We start from the raw sequence: 19,525 nt of genomic DNA on the forward strand, positions 1-19,525 counted from the left end.
GCCGGGCCCGTGAGCAGCGCCCGCAGCAGCTCGCCGGTCTCCGCCCCGGCCCGGGCCTCGGCGGCGAGCAGCGCGCCGATCCGGTCCGCGGTCTCCATGGCCTGGGCGAGCCGGGGGTCCGGGGGGCCGCCGCGGGCCTCGCCGGTTTCCAGCCCGGCCAGATGCCCGTCGTCGAGCAGCCAGACATAGCCGTACACGACGCCCCGGTGGCGTACCGGAAGGCAGATCCGGCCGACGCGGACCCCCGCCGCCGGGTCCGGCGGGATGCGGACCGGGCCGGTCGCCCGGGTGATGCCGAACGCCTCGAACCAGGCCCGTACGGCCGGGGTGGAGCGCCGGTGCAGGATCGACCGGGTGCGGACCGGGTCGAGCTCCACCCCGCTGCCGTCGTCCCCGCCGCCGTCGTCGTGCGCCCCGAAGGCGATCAGCCCGAAGTGCCGGTCCTCCAGGGTCGCGGGGGCGGCCAGCACCGCCGAGATCTCGTCAACCAGCTCCTGGTAGTCACCGCGCACCCGCCGACCTCGCCGTTCTTCCCGTCCGCACCGTCATCCGCACGTCGTCCGCACCGCCGTCCGCGCCATCCGCACCATCCGCACGTCGTCCGCGCCATCCGCACGTCGCCCGCACCGCGTCCGCCGTCCGCCGCCGGCCGTTCGGTACGGGCCTCGCCGTCCCCCGCCGCCCCATTCTCGTACACCGTCATACAGATGTCTGAGATCGGGGCCACCGGCGCGTGACAGCTGTCGATGGTGGCGCGGACCGCGCGATCCTAGGTTCTACGGAGACTCTTCAGGCCTTCCGGCGCACACCCCCGTGCCGCGGGCCGACCGATTCCCGTGGAGGTGCCCCGTGCTGGGTCCCGTGCTTCTCGCCGCCGCGCGCAGCGACGGCATCCGCCGTCTGGTCGCGGCCGCGCCGGTCACCCGCCCCGTGGTGGACCGGTACATCGCGGGCGAAGGGCTCGGCGACGCCATGAGCGCGGTGCGGGCGCTCACCGGGCGCGGGCTCGACGTCACGCTGGACCATCTCGGTGAGGACATCACCGACCCGGCGGAGGCGCGCCGCAACCGGGACGCCTACCTCGCCCTGTGCGACGCGCTGGCCGCGGAGGGCCTGGCGGAGCGCGCCGAGATGTCCGTCAAGCTCTCGGCCTTCGGGCAGGCGCTGCCCGGCGGGCACGACGTGGCCCTGGCCAACGTCACCCCGGTCGTCGAGGCGGCCGCCGCGGCCGGCACCACGGTCACCCTCGACATGGAGGACCACACCACGGCCGACTCCACCCTCGCGGTCCTCGCCGAGCTGCGGAGGAGCCACCCGCAGACCGGCGCGGTGCTCCAGTCGTACCTCTTCCGCACTGAGGACGACTGCCGCGCGCTGGCCGGGGAAGGGTCCCGGGTGCGGCTGGTGAAGGGCGCGTACAAGGAGCCCGCGAGCGTCGCCTTCCAGGACAAGCACGAGGTGGACCGGGCGTACGTCCGCTGCCTCGGCATCCTGATGGCCGGCCGCGGACATCCCATGATCGGCTCGCACGACCCGCGGATGGTGGCCATCGCACAGGAACTGGCCCGGCGCACCGGACGCAAGCCCGGCGACTACGAGTTCCAGATGCTGTACGGCATCCGGGAGGCCGAGCAGCGCCGGCTGGCCGACGAGGGCCACCGGATGCGGGTGTACGTCCCGTACGGCACCGACTGGTACGGCTACTTCATGCGCCGCCTCGCCGAGCGCCCCGCCAACCTGGCCTTCTTCCTGCGTTCCCTCGCCACCCGGGGCTAGGAGGTGTCGTCCGCGGACAGTGCTCCCTCACCCACGGGGATCCGGACGGCATCCCTGACGGCCCCCGCCCCCAGACCTCGAAACACCACCCACCGAAGGAGACAACGGCACTCATGGACGCTGTGACCCAGGTCCCCGCGCCGGTCAACGAGCCGGTGCACACCTACGCACCCGGCAGCCCCGAGCGCCAGCGGCTGGAGGCCAAGCTCAAGGAGCTGGCGGACAACCCGGTCGAGCTGCCGATGACCATCAACGGCGAGCGCCGGATGGGCGGCGGCGAACGCTTCGACGTCGTCCAGCCGCACAACCACCGCGCCCGTCTCGGCACCTACGCCAACGCCACCCGGCAGGACGCGCAGGACGCGATCGACGCGGCCCTGGCCGCCGCCCCCGCCTGGCGCGCCACGTCCTTCGACGACCGTGCCGCCATCATCCTCAGGGCCGCCGAGCTGCTCTCCGGCCCGTGGCGGGAGACCATCGCCGCCTCCACCATGCTCGGCCAGTCGAAGACCGCCCAGCAGGCGGAGATCGACGCGCCCTGTGAGCTGGTGGACTTCTGGCGGTTCAACGTCCACTTCGCCCGCGAGCTGCTGGAGGAGCAGCCGCTGGTGCAGCCCAAGGGCGTCTGGAACCGGCTGGACCACCGCCCGCTGGAGGGCTTCGTCTACGCGATCACGCCGTTCAACTTCACGGCCATCGCGGGCAACCTGCCGACCGCCCCGGCCCTGATGGGCAACGTGGTCGTCTGGAAGCCCTCGCCCACCCAGACGCACGCCGCCGTGCTGCTGATGCGGCTGCTGGAGGAGGCCGGGCTGCCGAAGGGCGTCATCAACCTCGTCACCGGTGACGGCAAGGAGGTCTCGGAGGTCGCCCTGCCGCACCCGGACCTCGCCGGGGTCCACTTCACCGGCTCCACGAAGACCTTCCAGTACCTGTGGCGGACGGTCGGCGAGAACATCGACCGCTACAAGAGCTACCCGCGGATCGTCGGCGAGACGGGCGGCAAGGACTTCATCGTCGCCCACCCGACGGCCGACCCGGCGGTGCTCAAGACGGCGATCACCCGCGGTGCGTTCGAGTACCAGGGCCAGAAGTGCTCGGCGGCCTCCCGCGCCTACATCCCGCGGTCCCTGTGGGAGAACGGCTTCAGGGAGGAGCTGGCCGCCGAGGCCGACAGCCTCGCCATGGGCGACGTCAGCGACCTGTCGAACTTCATCGGCGCCGTCATCGACGAGCGGGCCTTCGCGAAGGTCACCGCGGCGATCGAACGTGCCCGGCAGGACCCGGCCTGCGAGATCGTCGCGGGCGGCGGCTACGACGACTCGGAGGGCTGGTTCGTCCGGCCGACCGTCATCACCTGCACCGACCCGGCGCACGAGATGTTCGCCACCGAGTACTTCGGCCCGGTCATCGCCGTCCACGTCTACGAGGACGGCGACTGGGACGCCGTGCTGGAGCAGATGGAGTCGGCCTCGGCCTACGCGCTCACCGGCGCCGTGCTGGCCAAGGACCGCTCGGTGCTGGCGGACGCGAGCGAGAAGCTGCGCTTCGCGGCCGGCAACTTCTATCTGAACGACCGGCCCACCGGCTCCATCGTGGGCCAGCAGCCGTTCGGCGGCGGCCGGGCGTCGGGCACGAACGACAAGGCCGGCTCGAAGTTCAACCTGATCCGCTGGGTGTCCCCGCGCGCGATCAAGGAGACGTTCGTCGCCCCGACGGACTACCGCTACCCGCACATGGGCTGACCGCGGCCGTCCCCGGACCCGCCCCCGGCGCGGTGAACGCGCCGGGGGCGCGGAACCGGTGCCGCACCGGTGCCCGGGCGCTCTATCGTGGGCGTCGTGAAGACCGCCGGTGGAACCGGAAGTGGACTGGCCCGGGCGGCTGTTGCCGTCCGGGGGACCGGGCACCCCGGACGCCGCTCCGCGGTCTGGGGAGCGGTGGCGCTCGCCGTCGGCCTCGCCGCGGCCGGGGCCTACCACCGGGCCGGGGCGACCGGCACCGACCTGCTGCGTGATCTGTCGGTCGGCTGGGCCTACGCCGCGGCCGGGCTGGTGGCGTGGTGGCGCCGCCCGGCGAACCGCACCGGGCTGCTCCTGCTGGCCGAGGGCCTGACCTGGTTCCTGGGCAACTTCCAGGGCTCGGGCGTGCCGCTGCTGTTCGCGCTCGGCGCCTGGGGAGAGGCACTGAACCTCGCGGTCCTGGCGCATCTGCTGCTCGCCTTCCCCGAGGGGCGGCTCGGCACCCGTCTGGAGCGGCGCGTCGTGGCCTGCGGTTACGGGCTGGTCGCCGTCGGCGGACTGCTGCGCACGCTGCTCTACGACCCGTCGGCGGGGGTGGACGCCAGCTATCTCGCCTGCCGCGACTGCGGCCCGAACGCGCTGCTGCTCCACTCCGACCCGCGGCTGTTCGAGGCCGTCGACCTGGCGTACCGCTGGCTCGGCGCGCTGATCACCCTGGTCGTCCTGGCCGCGCTGGTACGCCGCTGGCGGGTCAGCTCCCCGGCGCGGCGGCGCATCCTGCTGCCCGCGGGCGTCGCCGTGGCGATCGCCGTCGCGTTCGTCGGCTGGGAAGTGCTGTACGTGCTGGCCCCCGGCTCGCTGGCGACCGCCGACGCCCTGCTGACCCTGCCGTCCGACCTCAGCCAGGTGGCCGTCCCGGTGGCGTTCCTCGCCGGGCTGCTGCGGACCAGGCTGCACCGCGCGGCGCTGGGCAACGTCGTCGTCGAGGTGGGCCCGGATCCCGCGCCCGAGCGGTTGCAGGAGGTGCTGTCGCGGGTGCTCGGCGACCCCGCGCTGCGGCTGGGGCTGGCCCGCGGCGGCGGCCGGGACGGCTACGCCGATGTGCACGGCCGCCCGTTACGGCTGCCGCCGCCGGGCAGCGGCCTCGCCACCACCCCGGTCGCGGACGGCGACCGGCGCTCCGCGGTGCTCGTGCACGACGCCGCGCTCGGCGAGGACCCCCAGCTGATCGCGGCCGTCGCCGCCTCCGTACGGCTGTGTCTGCGCAACAGCACCCTGCGGTCGCAGGTCACGGTGCGGGCGGAGGAGACCAGGGCGGCGCAGGCGCGGCTGCTGGAGGCGGCGGACGCGGAACGGCGGCGGCTGGAGCGCGATCTGCACGACGGCGCCCAGACCCGGCTCGTGTTCGCGCTGATGTCGCTGCGGCGGCTCGGCCGGGGCCTGGACGACCGGGCGGACCCGGCGCTGCGGGACACGGTGTCCGAGGCCGACCGGGCGCTCCGGCTCGCCATCGACGACCTGCGGGACCTCGCCCGCGGCATCCACCCGGCGGTGCTCACCCGGGAGGGCCTGGGCGCGGCGGTGACCGCGCTGGCCGAGGAGGCCGCGCTGCCGGTGGTGGTGATGGCCGAACCGGGCCGCTGTCCGCCGCTCGTGGAGTCGACGGCGTACTTCGTGGTCTGCGAGGCGCTGTCCAACGCCGTCAAGCACGCCGGGGCCGGGGCCGTCAGCGTGTCGCTGCGCAGCACGGGGGGCCGGCTCGCCGTCGAGGTGGCCGACGACGGCGCGGGCGGCGCGGACCCCGGCGGGGGCACGGGGCTGCGGGGGCTGGCCGACCGGGTGGCCGCGACGGGCGGCTCGCTGGAGGTCGTGAGCCCGCCCGGGGGCGGCACCCGGATCCGGGCGGAGCTGCCGTGCGGGTGATCGTGGCGGAGGATTCCGTACTCCTGCGGGAGGGGCTGGTGCGGCTGCTCCAGGAGGCCGGGTTCACGGTGGCGGGCCAGGCGGGCACCGCGGAGGAGGCGCTGTCCCGGGCCGCCCGGTGCCGGCCCGATGTGGCGCTGATGGACATCAGGATGCCGCCGACGCACACCGACGAGGGCGTGCGCGCGGCACTGGCGCTGCGCGAGAGTCTGCCGGACACCGGGGTGCTGCTGCTGTCCCAGTACGTGGAGACCGGCAACGCGGTGCGGGTCATGGCGCGGGAGCCGCGCGGCTTCGGCTATCTGCTCAAGAACCGGGTGGCGGACATCGGCGAGCTGACCGACGCCGTGAAACGGGTCGGCGCCGGTGAGACGGTCGTCGATCCCGAGGTCGTCGCCCGGCTGATGGGCCGGCCGCGGGTGGCCGGCGGCCCGGACGTCCTCACGCCGCGGGAGCGCGAGGTGCTGGCGCTCATGGCGGAGGGCCGCTCGAACGAGGCGATCAGCGAGCGGCTGTACATCAGCGCGAAGACCACCGAGACCCATGTCCGCAACGTCTTCACCAAGCTGGGCCTGGAGCCCTGCCCGGAGGACCACCGCCGGGTGCTGGCGGTCCTCGCCCACCTCCAGGCGTCCTGACCGCCTGCCTCCGGGCCTCCTGACCGGACGGCCGGGTTTCTCAGGGCCGGCCCCGATGCGGTGCCCGCCCGCCGTCCGTAACGTCATGGGAGCCGGCAGCCCGCGGCCGACGGGGGACACGGGGGAGTGGCCGCGGCTGCCGGCGAGGCCGCCGTGACGCCGGAGGGACCCTCTCGGGGAGGGCTCCCTCCGGCGCCGCGGCGTCCGCCGTCTCAGATAGTAGGAAGTCCGAGTAATTGTGGAGACAGCGAGGCTGAGCTGCCTTAGCTTTGTAGGAAGCCGAACGTCTCGCGTATCCAGCGATCGGCGGTCGAGGCCCGTGCCCCGAGCAGGTGACCCCTGCGGCACACCGGCCCCCGCCCCTTCCGGCGCTCCGTGTCCTTCCCCGGCTCTCTCCGGGGTTCCGCTCCTCGCTCCGTATGGGAGACGTGCCCTCATGAACGAGACCGCCCGCAAGGTCCGCCGCAGCCACCAGTCCCGCACCGCCGACGCCGACGCCCGGCGGCACGCCGCCGCCGCTCTGCAGCGAGCCCTCGACCGCCGGGACAACGGCGGCGCCACCGGCCACTGAGCGTCGCCGCCCGCGCTCGGGGCCGTCCGGCTTCCCGGGCCCTGCCTCCGGGTACTGCCTCCGGGCCCCGCCACAGGGATTCCGCTACCGGGCCCCTGCCGCCGGGGACCCCGCTGCCCCGCCGCGCGGCCTCCCCGGCGCGGGGCGGCTCAGCCCTCCGCGCGGCTCACTTTCCCGTGCGGCTCAGCCCTCCGCGCGGCTCACTTTCCCGTGCGGCTCAGTCCTCCGTGCGGCTCACTTCTCCGTGCGGCTCAGCCCTCCGTGCGGACCACCTCGAAGTGGTCGATGCGCTCGCCGCTGTCCGCCAGCGCCGTGACCCTCAGCCTCGGCCGGCTGCCCGGCTCGGACTCGACGGCCAGGAACGAGAAGCCGGTGTAGCGCACGCGCGACCACTCCACCCGGTCCGGATCGGGCAGCCGCAGCTTCGTCCAGTGGAAGGTCAGGATGCTCTCGCGGTCGTCCTCGTGCCCCTCGTAGCTGTCGGGCACGCCCGCCCCGAAGCCGTAGAGATCCTTGCCCGCGCCGCCCGCCGTGACGTACACGGTGCCGTCGCGCGCCGGGTCGGTGGTCCCGCCGACGGGCACCCGCCGGCCGACCTCGCCGTCCCGGATGGCGTCGGTCCGCTCGTAGACGTGGTTGTGGCCGTTGATCACCAGGTCCACCCGGTGCCGGGCGAACAACTCGCCCCACGCGTCCCGCACCCCGCCGTCGGAGGCGTGCGTGCTGGTGGAGTAGGCGCAGTGGTGGAAGAAGACGACGACGAAGTCGATCCCGGGCTCCGCGCGCAGCTCCCGCAGCCGCCGCTCCAGCCAGGCGGTCTGCCGGCCGCCGGTGTAGCCCCGGTTCGCCGGGATCTCGTACGAGACGTCGTTGGCGTCCAGGGCGACGACGCCCACGTTGGAGTAGGTGAAGGAGTAGACGCCGGGGGCCAGGCGCGGGTCCGGGCCGTTGTCCGGCAGTGACCACCGGGCGAGCTGGCCGCCGTAGCCCTCGGGCGAGTACCAGGCCTCCATGTCGTGGTTGCCGGTCGTCACCATCCACGGGACGCTCGCCGCGACGGACTCCGTCTGCGCCAGGAACTGGTCCCACACCCGGGCGTCGTAGGTGTCGGACTCCTTGCCGCGCCCGGTGGAGTCCGCGTAGCAGATGTCTCCGGCGTGCAGATGGAAGGACGGGTTCTGGCCCAGGATCAGCTGGTCGTTGGCGAGGGCGTGATAGCCGACGCCCTGGTCGCCGAAGGCGGTGAAGACGAACCGTTCCCGCTCCCGCGGGGCGGTGCGGAACGTGCCGAGCGTGCCCAGCCGTCCCGCCTCCGCCGGGTCGAAGCCGTCGTGGCCGACGCCGTAGTAGTACGTCGTGCCCGGGCGCAGCCCGCCCAGGGCCGCGTGCAGGTAGAACTGCTCGACGGCCGGCAGCCCGTGGCTCAGGGCGGGGGTCCGCAGCTCGCGCACCTCGGCCTCGATCTTCCGGCTCAGCTCCCACGGCTCGGTGCCGACCCGGATGTACGGGCGCCGCACGGCGAAGGGCACCTGCCAGGAGACCCGCATCTGCGTCCCGGGGTCGGCGCCGAACGCCAGGTGGCGGCCGAAAGGGGCGACCAGGCTGCCGTCCACGGAGGCCGTCGCGGGCGCGGTGACGAGGGCCGGACCGGCGGCGCGGGCCGGCGCGGCGGCACCGCCGGACAGCAGCCCGGCCCCGCCGGCGGTGCCCGCCGCCCGGAGCACCCCGCGGCGGGAGAGCCGGGAGCGCAGGTACTCGTGCTGCTCGGGCATGGTCATGCGCCGTGCCAGCCGCTCGGGAATGCCGATGCGGGGAGTGTCCGGGGAAGAGGGCTGCCGCCCCTCGGGCGAGGAAGTCATGGCGGGTAACTTCCCAGTAACTTAGGGCGGAGGACAAGACTCCGGGTGAACGGAAGTTGATGCTCCGGTCACGGCGCGTCCGGCGGGAGGGCGCGCGCACGCGTTCGACGTGCGGGCGGTCGTACGCATGTCCGGCGGGCCCGGCCGTCCGTATCGCGGACGTCGTGTGTCATCCCATGGGACGGGGAGTAGGGTGCCCGGCATGTCTCGCAGCATCGATCTCGCAGTGATCCCCGGTGACGGCATCGGCAGGGAAGTCGTGGCCCAGGGCCTCAAGGTCCTCTCCGCGGCCCTTCCGCAGGATGTGAAGCTGGAGACCAGGAACTACGATCTGGGCGCCCAGCGCTGGCACGCCACCGGCGAGACCCTGCCGGACGCCGAGCTGGACGCCCTGAAGCGGCACGACGCGATCCTGCTGGGCGCGATCGGCGACCCCTCCGTGCCCTCCGGCGTACTGGAGCGCGGCCTGCTGCTGAAGCTCCGCTTCGCGTTCGACCACTTCATCAACCTGCGTCCGTCGAAGCTGTTCCCGAACACCGCCACCCCGCTCGAGGGCCGCCCGGACATCGACTTCGTCGTCGTCCGCGAAGGCACCGAGGGCCCGTACACGGGCAACGGCGGCAGCCTCCGCACCGGCACCCCGGCCGAGGTCGCCACCGAGGTCAGCCTCAACACCGCCTACGGCGTCGAGCGCGTCGTCCGCGACGCCTACGCGCGGGCGAACGCCCGCCCGCGCAAGAAGCTGACGCTGGTCCACAAGAACAACGTCCTGGTGCACGCCGGCCACCTCTGGAAGCGGATCTTCGACGCGGTCGGCCGGGAGTACCCCGAGGTCACCACCGACTACCTGCACGTCGACGCGGCGACGATCTTCTTCGTCACCCAGCCCGAGCGGTTCGACGTGATCGTCACCGACAACCTCTTCGGTGACATCCTCACCGACCTGGCCGCGGCCGTCACCGGCGGCATCGGTCTGGCCGCCTCCGGCAACATCAACCCCACGGGCGCCTTCCCGTCGATGTTCGAGCCCGTGCACGGCTCGGCCCCGGACATCGCCGGCCAGGGCAAGGCGGACCCGACCGCCACCGTCCTCTCGGTGGCCCTGCTGCTCCAGCACCTGGGCCACGCGGACGAGGCCGCCCGTGTCGAGCGGGCGGTGGCCGAGGACCTCGCCGCCCGCGAGGGCAGCCGCACGACCGACGAGATCGGCGACGCGCTGGCCGCCCGAGTATCCGGCTGACCCACCCGGCCACCGCCGGGATCCACTCCCGCGGAGCCGCGGACCCACCCACCCCGTTCAAGCGGCTCCCGACACCCTCGGGAGCCGCTTCGCGTCTCCGGCAGCGCTGACAACCGCGTTGCCGGGTGCGACCATCGACCCCAGGGCCGCGCCGCTCCGCCCCGCCCCGGACCCGGTGTTCCCCCACGCGAGAACGAACCGCCATAATCGGACACACGGCCGCATCGCGCAGGGAAGCTCGGACGTCCTAGCAACTCCGGAGGCGAAGCGTGCGGTCCGCCACGACCTCACGGTGAAGGACACGACAGACATGACGACGCCCACGATCGAGCTCAAGCCCTCCTCGCACCCGCTGTCCGACGCGGAGCGCGAGGCGATCCTGGCCGACCCCGGATTCGGCCGCCACTTCACCGACAACATGGTGACGATCCGGTGGACGGAGGGCCGCGGCTGGCACGACGCCGAGCTGGTGCCGTACGCGCCGCTCTCGATGGACCCGGCGAACATGACCCTGCACTACGCGCAGACCATCTTCGAGGGCCTCAAGGCGTACGAGCAGCCCGACGGCACCGTCGCCACCTTCCGCCCGGAGGCCAACGCCGAGCGGTTCCGGTCCTCCGCCCGCCGGATGGGCATGCCGGAGCTGCCCGCCGACCTGTTCGTCGCCGCCTGCGACGCGCTGATCTCGCAGGACCGGGCCTGGGTGCCCAGCGGCGGCGAGACCTCGCTCTATCTGCGGCCGTTCATGTTCGCCAGCGAGGTCGGCCTCGGGGTCCGGCCCGCCAACGAATACCTCTTCATGGTCATCGCCTCGCCCGCCGGCGCCTACTTCCCGCGCGGTGTGAAGCCCGTCTCGGTCTGGCTCTCCGAGGAGTACGTCCGTGCCTGCCCCGGCGGCACCGGCGCCGCCAAGACCGGCGGCAACTACGCCGCCTCCCTCGCCGCCCAGGCGCAGGCCGCCGAGCAGGGCTGCGACCAGGTGGTCTGGCTGGACGCCCTGGAGCGCCGCTGGATCGAGGAGATGGGCGGCATGAACCTCTACTTCGTCCACGGCGACCGGATCGTCACCCCCGAGCTGTCCGGCTCGCTGCTGCCCGGCATCACCCGGGCCTCGCTGCTCCGGATCGCCGAGGACCTCGGCCACCCGGTCTCCGAGGGCCGGATCTCCGTCGAGGACTGGAAGAACGGGAACGCCGACGGCTCGCTGACCGAGGTCTTCGCCTGCGGCACCGCCGCGGTCATCACCCCGGTCGGCTCCGTGAAGTCCGCCCGGGCGAGCTGGACCGTCGCCGACGGCGAGCCCGGCGAGGTCACCATGAAGCTGCGCAAGGCGCTGCTGGACATCCAGACCGGCGCCGCGCCCGACACCCACGGCTGGATGCACCGGGTGGGCTGACCCCGCCGCGGGCGGGTGGGCCCGCATGCGGCTGAGCCCCGCCGTCGGGCGGGCGGGCCCGCATGCTGAGACGGACGCGTGCACGGAGGCGGTTTGTGCCAAACTGCCTCCGTGCTCTCGTTCGCCATGATTATTGGCAGCAGGCGCGCCGGTCCGCAGTGACCCACCGATCCGCAGCAGAACCGCCGCGGCCGTGGGCATCGTGTCCCAGGACCCGCGCGCAGACCTCTCGCACCCGCGAGGGGTTTTTTCGTTTTCCGGCCCACCCGCAGCCGGTCGGCGAGCGCAGGGATCATTGGAGGACGGTGGCACCGGTCTTCCCTGGCCTACGGCAGGGCAACTCAGGTAGGCCGAGATCCCGACAGGAGTCTGAACAGCAATGACGGACGCAAGCGGCCCCGCAACGGGGGACGACGGTTTCCACGTCTTCGACACCACGCTGCGCGACGGCGCGCAGCGTGAGGGCATCAACCTCACGGTCGCGGACAAACTGACCATCGCCCGGCACCTGGACGACTTCGGCGTGGGCTTCATCGAGGGCGGCTGGCCCGGTGCCAACCCGCGCGACACGGAGTTCTTCCAGCGCGCCCGAACAGAGATCGACTTCCGGCACGCCCGGCTCGTCGCCTTCGGCTCGACCCGCCGCGCCGGAGTGCGGGCGGCGGACGATCCCCAGGTGGCGGCGCTGCTGGAGTCCGGCGCCCCGGTCGTGACGCTGGTCGCCAAGTCCCACGACCGGCACGTGGAGCTGGCGCTGCGCACCACGCTCGACGAGAACCTGGCGATGATCCGCGACACGGTGGCGTATCTGACCGCCCAGGGCCGCCGGGTCTTCGTCGACTGCGAGCACTTCTTCGACGGCTACCGCGCCAACCCGGCGTACGCCAAGCAGGTCGTACGGACCGCGCACGAGGCCGGAGCCGACGTGGTCGTGCTGTGCGACACCAACGGGGGCATGCTGCCCGCGCAGATCCAGGCCGTCGTGGGCACCGTCCTCGCGGACACCGGTGCCCGGCTCGGCATCCACGCCCAGGACGACACGGGCTGCGCGGTGGCCAACACGCTCGCGGCCGTGGACGCCGGGGCGACGCATGTGCAGTGCACCGCCAACGGATACGGCGAGCGGGTCGGCAACGCCAATCTCTTCCCGGTCGCCGCCGCCCTGGAGCTGAAGTACGACCGCCGGGTGCTGCCCGCGGGCGCGCTCGCGGAGATGACCCGGATCTCGCACGCCATCGCCGAGGTCGTCAACCTCACCCCGTCCACCCACCAGCCCTACGTCGGTCTGTCGGCCTTCGCGCACAAGGCCGGGCTGCACGCGTCCGCGATCAAGGTCGATCCGGATCTCTACCAGCACATCGACCCCGAGCAGGTCGGCAACACCATGCGGATGCTGGTCTCCGACATGGCCGGGCGGGCGTCGATCGAGCTCAAGGGGAAGGAGCTGGGTGTCGACCTCGGCGGCGACCGCGAGCTGATCGGCCGGGTCGTGGAGCGGGTCAAGGAGCGCGAGCTGGCGGGCTACACGTACGAGGCCGCCGACGCCTCCTTCGAGCTGCTGCTCCGGGCCGAGGCGGAAGGCCGGGTCCGCCGGTACTTCCGTGTCGAGTCCTGGCGCGCCATCACCGAGGACCGGCCGGACGGCACGCACGCCAACGAGGCCACGGTGAAGCTGTGGGCGAAGGGTGAGCGCATCGTCGCGACGGCGGAGGGCAACGGCCCGGTCAACGCGCTGGACCGGGCGCTGCGCGTCGGTCTGGAGCGGATCCACCCGCAGCTGGCGCGGCTGGAACTGGTGGATTACAAGGTCCGGATCCTGGAGGGCAAGCACGGCACGGGTTCCACGACCCGGGTGCTGGTCACGTCCAGCGACGGCCGGGGCGAGTGGTCCACGGTCGGGGTCGCCGACAACGTGATCGCCGCGTCCTGGCAGGCGCTGGAGGACGCGTACACGTACGGGCTGCTGCGGGCGGGGGTCGAGCCGCAGGAGTGAGGGGGCGGCTCCGCCCGGTCGGTCCGGCCAACCCGGTCAGCCCGGCCAACCCGGGCCAATCCGGTCTGCCCGGCCCGCGGGGCGGCAGGACGCGGCAAGGCGGACCGGCCCGTCAGCGCACGGGCCTTCGGAGCGGAGCCAGGGCGCAGCCCGAACAGCGCAGCCCGGTGCAGCGCAGCCCGAACAGCGCGGCCCGGCACAGCACAGCACCGCGCCCCGGCCGTAGGGAAGTCCGGCCGGGGCGCGGTGGTCCGCGGGAGGGGAGTCCCGTCCGGGTCAGGCCGCCGGGGCGTTCTTGATCGCGGAGATGTCGAAGTTCAGCTTGATCTTGTCGCTGACCAGGACTCCGCCGGCCTCCAGCGCGGCGTTCCAGGTCAGGCCCCAGTCGGAGCGCAGGATCGTGGTGCCGCCCTCGAAGCCGACGCGCTCGTTGCCGAACGGGTCGGTCGCGGCGCCGTTGAACTCCAGGTCGATGCTCAGCGGGCGGGTGGTGCCCTTGATCGTGAGGTCACCGGTGACGCGGTACGTCGTCGGCTCGGTCTGCTCCACGGACGTGCTGCGGAACGTCATCTTCGGGAAGTTCTCGGTGTCGAAGAAGTCGCCGGTCACCAGGTGGCCGTCGCGGTCCGCGCTGCCCGTGTCCACGCTGGCCATGTCGACCTCGATGGCGGCGGTGGAACGGGACGGGTCCGTGCCGTCCAGCACCAGCTTGCCCTCGTAGGCCTGGAAGGAGCCGCGGACGTTCGTCACCATGGCGTGCCGGGCGGTGAAACCGATCTCGCTGTGCGACGGGTCGATCGTGTACTCACCGGAGAGCTTCGCCAGCTCCGGGTCGGGAGTGAGGACGGCGCCGGTGGCGGGCTCGGTGTCGGCGGCGTCCTGCTTGTTGCGGTTGAACAGAGCCATGGCTCCTCCTCGGATTGATTGTTTAACCTTCAACGACTCCGACGATACGGCTATCTCCTTCAAAGTTCAAGTACATCTTCGGCGGGATCGCGGAGCCGGTGGCCCGAAAGCGAGAGAAGGGGCCGGCGGCCGCCCGGGTGGCCTCGCCGGGCGTTCTTGGCATGAGCATTGCCGCACCCGGGGTCCCGTGCTAGACCGGCCTCCAGCACGCGGAAGGTCTACACCACTCCACGACGCTCCCCGGGAGGGCCGCTCATGCCGCCGCTGTCCGCATGGTCCCGCAGAGGCTTCCTCACCGCGACCGGAACGGGGGCGCTCGCCCTCGCCCTGGCCGCCTCCCTCCCGGCCGCGCACGCCGCCCCGGGCCCCGCTCCCGCCCCCGGCGCCGCCGCCGACCCGTTCGCGGCCCTGCGGCAGCGCTGGCTCGCCCTCCAGCTCGGCACCGGCTTCGACCCGGCGGCGGAGCCCTACGCGAGCCGGCTCGCCGAGACCGGCCGGCTCGCCGGCACCTTCCTGGGCGACATGGCCCCGGCGGCCGGATCCCTCTGGCCCGACCAGCCCTTCGACCCGCCCGCGGGCATCACCCGGAGCTACAGCAGGCTGCACACCATGGCCGAGGCGTACGTCCAGCCCGGCACCGGCCGCACCGGCGATCCGGAACTCGCCGAGGCCGTCGACACCGGCCTCGGCCACCTCGGCGCCGAGGTCTACAACCCGGCCACCACCCGCTACGGCAACTGGTGGGAATGGCAGATCGGCAGCCCGCGGCTGCTCCTGGACACCCTCGCCCTGATGTACGACCGGATCGCCCCGGAACGGCGCGAGGCCTGCCTGGCCGCCGTCGACCACTTCGTGCCCGACACGATGCTCGGCGACTACACCGGCACCAGCACCGGCGCCAACCGCGTCGACCTGTGCCGGGTCACCGCCCTGCGCGGCGTGCTCGGCGCCGCCCCCGCCAAGATCGCCCTGGCCCGGGACGCCCTCTCGCCGGTCTTCCCGTACGTCACGGAGGGCGACGGCCTCTACGCCGACGGCTCGTTCGTCCAGCACACCTGGGTCGCGTACTCCGGGACGTACGGTCATGTGCTGCTCGACGGGCTCGGCCGGCTGTTCACGCTGCTGGCCGGGTCCGAGTGGGAGGTCACCGACCCCGCCCGGCAGATCATCCTCGACAGCGTCGAACACGCCTACGCCCCGCTGCTGCACGACGGGCTGATGATGGACAGCGTCAACGGCCGGGCCATCAGCCGGGGACCGCTGCTCAGCGACGACCGCGGCATCGTCCGCAGCGACCACTACCACGGCCACCAGCTGATCGCCGCCGTCGCGCTGCTCGCGGGAGCGGCCCCGGCGGCGGAGCGGGAACGCTGGGACGGCATGGTCAGGGGCTGGATCGCACGCGACACCACCAGCCCCGTCCTCACCGACCGGCAGTACGGGGTGGCCGACCTGGCCCGGCTGCAGGCCGTCGCCGAAGGGCCGGGCCCGGCCGCGCCCGAGCCGGTGGGCCACAAACTGTTCGCGGCCATGGACCGTGCCGTGCACCGCCGGCCCGGCTGGACCGCCAACATCGCGATGGCCTCCGACCGCATCGCGTACTACGAGAACGGCAACGGGGAGAACCCGCGCGGCTGGCACACCGGCGCCGGCATGCTCTACCACTGGAGCCCGGGCGGCGGCGGACAGTACACCGACGCCTACTGGCCCACCGTCGACTGGTACCGGCTGCCCGGCACCACCGTGTCCACCAAGAAGCTCGCCGACAACGAGGGCGGCGGCTGGGGCGAACCGAAGCCGGACGTGCGCTGGGTGGGCGGGGTGACGGACGGCGAGTACGCGGCCGCCGGACAGCACCTCAAGGGGCTGGGCAGCACCCTGGAGGCCCGCAAGTCCTGGTTCTGCGCGGACGACGCCGTCGTCTGCCTCGGCGCGGGCATCACCGCCGCCGACGGCGTGCCCGTCGAGACGGTCGTCGACAACCGCTGCCTCGGCGCCGGCGGCACCGCCCGGCTCACCGTCGACGGCGAGGCCCAGCCGGACGGCCCCGGCCCCGCCCGGACCCACCCGCGCGCACGCTGGGCGCACCTCGAAGGACACGGCGGCTACGTCTTCCCCGGCGGTGCCCGGCTGCACACGCTGCGCGAGGACCGCACCGGTGCCTGGAGCGACATCAACACCGGCAGCTCGCCGGAACCCGTCACCCGCCGGTACGCCACGCTCTGGCTGGACCACGGCACCGACCCCGCCGGAGCCTCGTACGCGTATCTGCTGATGCCCGGAGCGGACCCCGCCGCTGTCGCCGCGCGCGCCACCGGGCCCCGCCGGGTGACCGTGCTCGCCAACGACGCGCGGCGGCAGGGCGTCGCGATCCCGGCCCTGGGCCTGACCGCCGTCAACTTCTGGCAGCCGGGAACCGCCGCGGGGCTGTCCGTCTCCGGCCCGGCGAGCGTGCTGCTGCGCCGGGGGAGCGGGGGGCGGGGAGGCGCGGGACGGGAGAGCGGGGGACGCGGCGGACGCGGCGGGCGCACCGCGACCCTGACGGTCAGCGATCCGGCGCGCTCCGGAGCCCCGCTGGACGTCCTCTGGCGGCATCCGGTGCGCGCGGTGCTGGGGCACGGCCCGGGCGTCGAGGTGCGCTCCGCCGGGAGCGCCCTGCGGCTCAGGGTCACCCCGGGGACGGCGTGCTCGCCGCATGCCTGTACGGTCGCCCTCGACTGAGCCCCGCCGAGACCCCGGCCGAGACCCCGGCCGCCCCTCCCGGCCGGGCTCCGGCCCGGCCCCGCGGCAGCCGCGCCCCACGCCCCCTGCGGACGGCCGTTTGTGGGAAGCCCACAGCCGCGGAGCCTCCCAGTAGGAGGGGTGACGGCCGCGGGGGCCGGTTCTGTGCAAGGCGACCAGGATTTCGTGGTGGAGACTGTGCGAAATCTACGGGCGGTTTTGCGGAGGTGGTTTCGTAGGGTCGACACATGACCCTTCTGGACGAGACGCCCTCCGGGGCACACGATGCCCGCGGACGGGTCGCGGAGCTGCACGCCATCCGCGAGCAGGTCCGCCGCGGACCGAGCGACCGCGCCACCGAGGCCCAGAAGGCCAAGGGCAAGCTGACGGCCCGCGAGCGGATCGCGCTGCTGCTGGACGAGGGATCGTTCAACGAGGTGGAGCCGCTGCGGCGGCACCGGGCCACCGGCTTCGGCCTGGAGGCCAAGAAGCCGTACACCGACGGTGTGATCACCGGCTGGGGCACCGTCGAGGGCCGCACGGTCTTCGTCTACGCCCACGACTTCCGGATCTTCGGCGGAGCGCTGGGCGAGGCCCACGCCACGAAGATCCACAAGATCATGGACATGGCCATCCAGGCCGGAGCCCCGCTGGTCTCGCTGAACGACGGCGCGGGCGCCCGGATCCAGGAAGGCGTCTCGGCGCTCGCCGGCTACGGCGGCATCTTCCAGCGCAACACGAAGGCCTCGGGCGTGATCCCGCAGATCTCGGTGATGCTGGGCCCGTGCGCGGGCGGCGCCGCCTACTCCCCGGCGCTCACCGACTTCGTCTTCATGGTCCGCGACACCTCGCAGATGTTCATCACCGGCCCGGACGTGGTCCGTGCGGTGACCGGCGAGGAGATCACCCAGAACGGCCTGGGCGGCGCCGATGTGCACGCCGAGACCTCCGGGGTCTGCCACTTCGCGTACGACGACGAGGAGACCTGCCTCGCCGAGGTGCGGTACCTGCTGTCCATGCTGCCGTCGAACAACCGGGAGAACCCCCCGGCCGCCGAGTCCGACGACCCGGCCGAGCGGCGCGGCGACGTGCTGCTGGACCTCGTGCCCGCCGACGGCAACCGCCCCTACGACATGCGCAAGGTCATCGAGGAGCTGGTCGACGACGGCGACATGCTGGAGGTCCACGAGCGCTGGGCGACCAACATCATCGTGACCCTCGCCCGGCTGGACGGCCAGGTCGTGGGCATCATCGCCAACCAGCCGCAGTCCCTCGCGGGCGTGCTGGACATCGAGGCCAGCGAGAAGGCCGCGCGCTTCGTCCAGATGTGCGACGCCTTCAACATCCCGCTGGTGACGCTGCTGGACGTGCCGGGCTTCCTGCCGGGCGTCGACCAGGAGCACGGCGGCATCATCCGGCACGGCGCGAAGCTGCTCTACGCGTACTGCAATGCCACCGTTCCGCGGATCTCGCTGATCCTGCGCAAGGCGTACGGCGGCGCGTACATCGTCATGGACAGCCAGTCCATCGGGGCGGACCTCACCTACGCCTGGCCGACCAACGAGATCGCCGTGATGGGCGCCGAGGGCGCGGCCAACGTCATCTTCCGCAAGCAGATCGCCGAGGCCGACGACCCGGAGGCCATGCGCGCCTCGATGGTCAAGGAGTACAAAGCCGAACTGATGCACCCCTACTACGCCGCCGAGCGCGGCCTCGTCGACGACGTGATCGACCCGGCCGAGACCCGCGAGGTGCTCATCCGGTCCCTGGCGATGCTGCGGACCAAGCACGCCGACCTGCCGTCCCGCAAGCACGGCAACCCGCCGCAGTAACGGAGAGCCCATGTCCACTGTCGATGCCCACAACCTGCTCCGGGTCGAGAAGGGCCATGCCGGGCCCGAGGAGCTCGCCGCCCTGACCGCCGTCCTGCTGGCCCGCGCCACCGGTCCCGGCCACGCACACGCAGCCCAGGCCGCTCCGCGGCGCTCCGCCGCCCGCTGGCGCCGTCTGGAGCGCCAGTCCGGCTTCCGCACCGCGCACAGCTGGCAGGGCTGAGGACGGCCGTCCAAGCACCCTCCCGGGCCCGCGCCCGGCGTGCTGCTCGGCTGTGCACCACGGCACCGCGGCACCGCGGCACTGACACGGAGAAGGCCCCCGCTCCTCGGAGCGGGGGCCTTCTCGCGCGGACCACGGGGTGGCGGTGCGCCGGCGGTGCCTACCGGAGCCGGGCCATGAGGGCGTGTTCCACGAGGGTGATGAGGGCGCTCTTGGCGTCGGCGCGGTGGCGTGCGTCGGTGGTGATGATCGGTGCGTCGGGGCCGATCTGGAGTGCTTCGCGGACTTCTTCGGGGGTGTAGGGCTGGTGTCCGTCGAAGCCGTTGAGGGCGATGACGAAGGGCAGTCCGCTGTTCTCGAAGTAGTCGACGGCGGGGAAGCAGTCGGCGAGCCGCCGGGTGTCGACGAGGACCACGGCCCCGATGGCACCCTTGACCAGGTCGTCCCACATGAACCAGAAGCGGTCCTGGCCGGGGGTGCCGAAGAGGTACAGGATCAGGTCCTGGTCCAGCGTGATCCGGCCGAAGTCCATGGCCACGGTCGTCGTGGTCTTGTCCCGGACCTGGCTCAGATCGTCGATCCCCGCGGAGGCGGAGGTCATCACGGCCTCGGTGCGCAGCGGATTGATCTCCGAGACCGCGCCGACGAACGTGGTCTTGCCCACGCCGAAGCCGCCCGCCACCACGATCTTCGCGGACGTGGTGG

The 19,525-nt window shown here is 73.2% G+C and carries 14 protein-coding genes and 1 pseudogene; 11 read left to right on the forward strand and 4 right to left on the reverse strand.

Annotated features, from left to right (window positions below; translation table 11 throughout):
* Positions 1 to 512 (reverse strand): annotated as a pseudogene (locus tag GCU69_RS27560) (PucR family transcriptional regulator); the annotation flags it as partial.
* Positions 513 to 849: 337 nt separating this feature from the next.
* Here GCU69_RS27560 and GCU69_RS27565 point away from each other — a divergent pair.
* The 5 genes from GCU69_RS27565 to GCU69_RS34455 all read left to right on the forward strand — a co-directional run bounded on the left by GCU69_RS27565 (position 850) and on the right by GCU69_RS34455 (position 6,650).
* Positions 850 to 1,776: a proline dehydrogenase family protein gene (locus GCU69_RS27565; RefSeq protein WP_156207481.1), complete on the forward strand. Its 927-nt coding sequence runs from the start codon at positions 850 to 852 to the stop codon at positions 1,774 to 1,776.
* Positions 1,777 to 1,889: 113 nt separating this feature from the next.
* Positions 1,890 to 3,521 (forward strand): L-glutamate gamma-semialdehyde dehydrogenase, encoded by a 1,632-nt coding sequence (gene pruA, locus GCU69_RS27570; protein WP_098749715.1) that lies wholly within the window; start codon positions 1,890 to 1,892, stop codon positions 3,519 to 3,521.
* 96 nt (positions 3,522 to 3,617) lie between these two features.
* Positions 3,618 to 5,441, forward strand: a complete 1,824-nt coding sequence (locus GCU69_RS27575; protein ID WP_235978739.1) for an ATP-binding protein — start codon at positions 3,618 to 3,620, stop codon at positions 5,439 to 5,441.
* A complete protein-coding gene (locus tag GCU69_RS27580) occupies positions 5,432 to 6,079 on the forward strand; it encodes a response regulator transcription factor (protein ID WP_328630022.1) in 648 nt (215 codons plus the stop codon). The genes GCU69_RS27575 and GCU69_RS27580 overlap by 10 nt, the downstream gene beginning before the upstream one ends.
* A 436-nt stretch (positions 6,080 to 6,515) precedes the next feature.
* Positions 6,516 to 6,650, forward strand: a complete 135-nt coding sequence (locus GCU69_RS34455) for a hypothetical protein (protein WP_098749717.1) — start codon at positions 6,516 to 6,518, stop codon at positions 6,648 to 6,650.
* Positions 6,651 to 6,901: 251 nt separating this feature from the next.
* Here GCU69_RS34455 and GCU69_RS27585 read toward each other — a convergent pair whose 3' ends face one another.
* Positions 6,902 to 8,509 (reverse strand): purple acid phosphatase family protein, encoded by a 1,608-nt coding sequence (locus GCU69_RS27585; protein WP_218037990.1) that lies wholly within the window; start codon positions 8,507 to 8,509, stop codon positions 6,902 to 6,904.
* Positions 8,510 to 8,711: 202 nt separating this feature from the next.
* On the opposite strand from GCU69_RS27585, the gene GCU69_RS27590 reads away from it, so the two are divergent.
* The 3 genes from GCU69_RS27590 to cimA all read left to right on the forward strand — a co-directional run bounded on the left by GCU69_RS27590 (position 8,712) and on the right by cimA (position 13,138).
* Positions 8,712 to 9,749, forward strand: a complete 1,038-nt coding sequence (locus tag GCU69_RS27590; protein ID WP_156207482.1) for a 3-isopropylmalate dehydrogenase — start codon at positions 8,712 to 8,714, stop codon at positions 9,747 to 9,749.
* Positions 9,750 to 10,059: 310 nt separating this feature from the next.
* Positions 10,060 to 11,145 carry a branched-chain amino acid aminotransferase gene (locus GCU69_RS27595; protein ID WP_098749720.1) on the forward strand — a complete coding sequence of 362 codons (1,086 nt, stop codon included), beginning with the start codon at positions 10,060 to 10,062 and terminating at the stop codon, positions 11,143 to 11,145.
* Between the two features lie 379 nt (positions 11,146 to 11,524).
* The gene (cimA, locus tag GCU69_RS27600; RefSeq protein ID WP_156207483.1) at positions 11,525 to 13,138 is read left to right on the forward strand and encodes a citramalate synthase; all 1,614 of its coding nucleotides are present in this window, start codon (positions 11,525 to 11,527) and stop codon (positions 13,136 to 13,138) included.
* A 276-nt stretch (positions 13,139 to 13,414) separates the two neighbouring features.
* On the opposite strand, the gene GCU69_RS27605 is transcribed toward cimA, so the two are convergent.
* On the reverse strand, positions 13,415 to 14,044 hold the full coding sequence (locus GCU69_RS27605; RefSeq protein WP_156207484.1) for a YceI family protein: 630 nt from the start codon (positions 14,042 to 14,044) through the stop codon (positions 13,415 to 13,417).
* A gap of 255 nt (positions 14,045 to 14,299) precedes the next feature.
* Between GCU69_RS27605 and GCU69_RS27610 the strand changes: the two genes are divergently transcribed.
* The 3 genes from GCU69_RS27610 (at position 14,300) to GCU69_RS27620 (ending at position 18,820) form a co-directional block, all read left to right on the forward strand.
* The gene (locus tag GCU69_RS27610; protein ID WP_156207485.1) at positions 14,300 to 16,765 is read left to right on the forward strand and encodes a polysaccharide lyase 8 family protein; all 2,466 of its coding nucleotides are present in this window, start codon (positions 14,300 to 14,302) and stop codon (positions 16,763 to 16,765) included.
* 248 nt (positions 16,766 to 17,013) lie between these two features.
* Positions 17,014 to 18,597, forward strand: coding sequence for an acyl-CoA carboxylase subunit beta (locus GCU69_RS27615; RefSeq protein WP_098749727.1), 1,584 nt, complete (start codon positions 17,014 to 17,016; stop codon positions 18,595 to 18,597).
* Positions 18,598 to 18,607: 10 nt separating this feature from the next.
* Positions 18,608 to 18,820 (forward strand): acyl-CoA carboxylase epsilon subunit, encoded by a 213-nt coding sequence (locus tag GCU69_RS27620; RefSeq protein ID WP_098749728.1) that lies wholly within the window; start codon positions 18,608 to 18,610, stop codon positions 18,818 to 18,820.
* 160 nt (positions 18,821 to 18,980) lie between these two features.
* Here the strand turns inward: GCU69_RS27620 and GCU69_RS27625 are convergent.
* Positions 18,981 to 19,525: GTP-binding protein (locus tag GCU69_RS27625; protein ID WP_156207486.1), on the reverse strand; the 545-nt coding region annotated here is incomplete at its 5' end.

The organism is Streptomyces lycii (assembly GCF_009735685.1).
GTDB lineage: Bacteria > Actinomycetota > Actinomycetes > Streptomycetales > Streptomycetaceae > Streptomyces > Streptomyces lycii.

Excerpts from the sequence above, each read along its gene's own strand:
- pruA (WP_098749715.1), top strand. The coding sequence starts at position 1,890 with ATGGACGCTGTGACCCAGGTCCCCGCGCCGGTCAACGAGCCGGTGCAC.
- GCU69_RS34455 (WP_098749717.1), top strand. The coding sequence starts at position 6,516 with ATGAACGAGACCGCCCGCAAGGTCCGCCGCAGCCACCAGTCCCGCACC.
- GCU69_RS27585 (WP_218037990.1), bottom strand. The coding sequence starts at position 8,509 with ATGACTTCCTCGCCCGAGGGGCGGCAGCCCTCTTCCCCGGACACTCCC.
- GCU69_RS27590 (WP_156207482.1), top strand. The coding sequence starts at position 8,712 with ATGTCTCGCAGCATCGATCTCGCAGTGATCCCCGGTGACGGCATCGGC.
- GCU69_RS27595 (WP_098749720.1), top strand. The coding sequence starts at position 10,060 with ATGACGACGCCCACGATCGAGCTCAAGCCCTCCTCGCACCCGCTGTCC.
- cimA (WP_156207483.1), top strand. The coding sequence starts at position 11,525 with ATGACGGACGCAAGCGGCCCCGCAACGGGGGACGACGGTTTCCACGTC.
- GCU69_RS27605 (WP_156207484.1), bottom strand. The coding sequence starts at position 14,044 with ATGGCTCTGTTCAACCGCAACAAGCAGGACGCCGCCGACACCGAGCCC.
- GCU69_RS27610 (WP_156207485.1), top strand. The coding sequence starts at position 14,300 with ATGCCGCCGCTGTCCGCATGGTCCCGCAGAGGCTTCCTCACCGCGACC.
- GCU69_RS27615 (WP_098749727.1), top strand. The coding sequence starts at position 17,014 with ATGACCCTTCTGGACGAGACGCCCTCCGGGGCACACGATGCCCGCGGA.
- GCU69_RS27620 (WP_098749728.1), top strand. The coding sequence starts at position 18,608 with ATGTCCACTGTCGATGCCCACAACCTGCTCCGGGTCGAGAAGGGCCAT.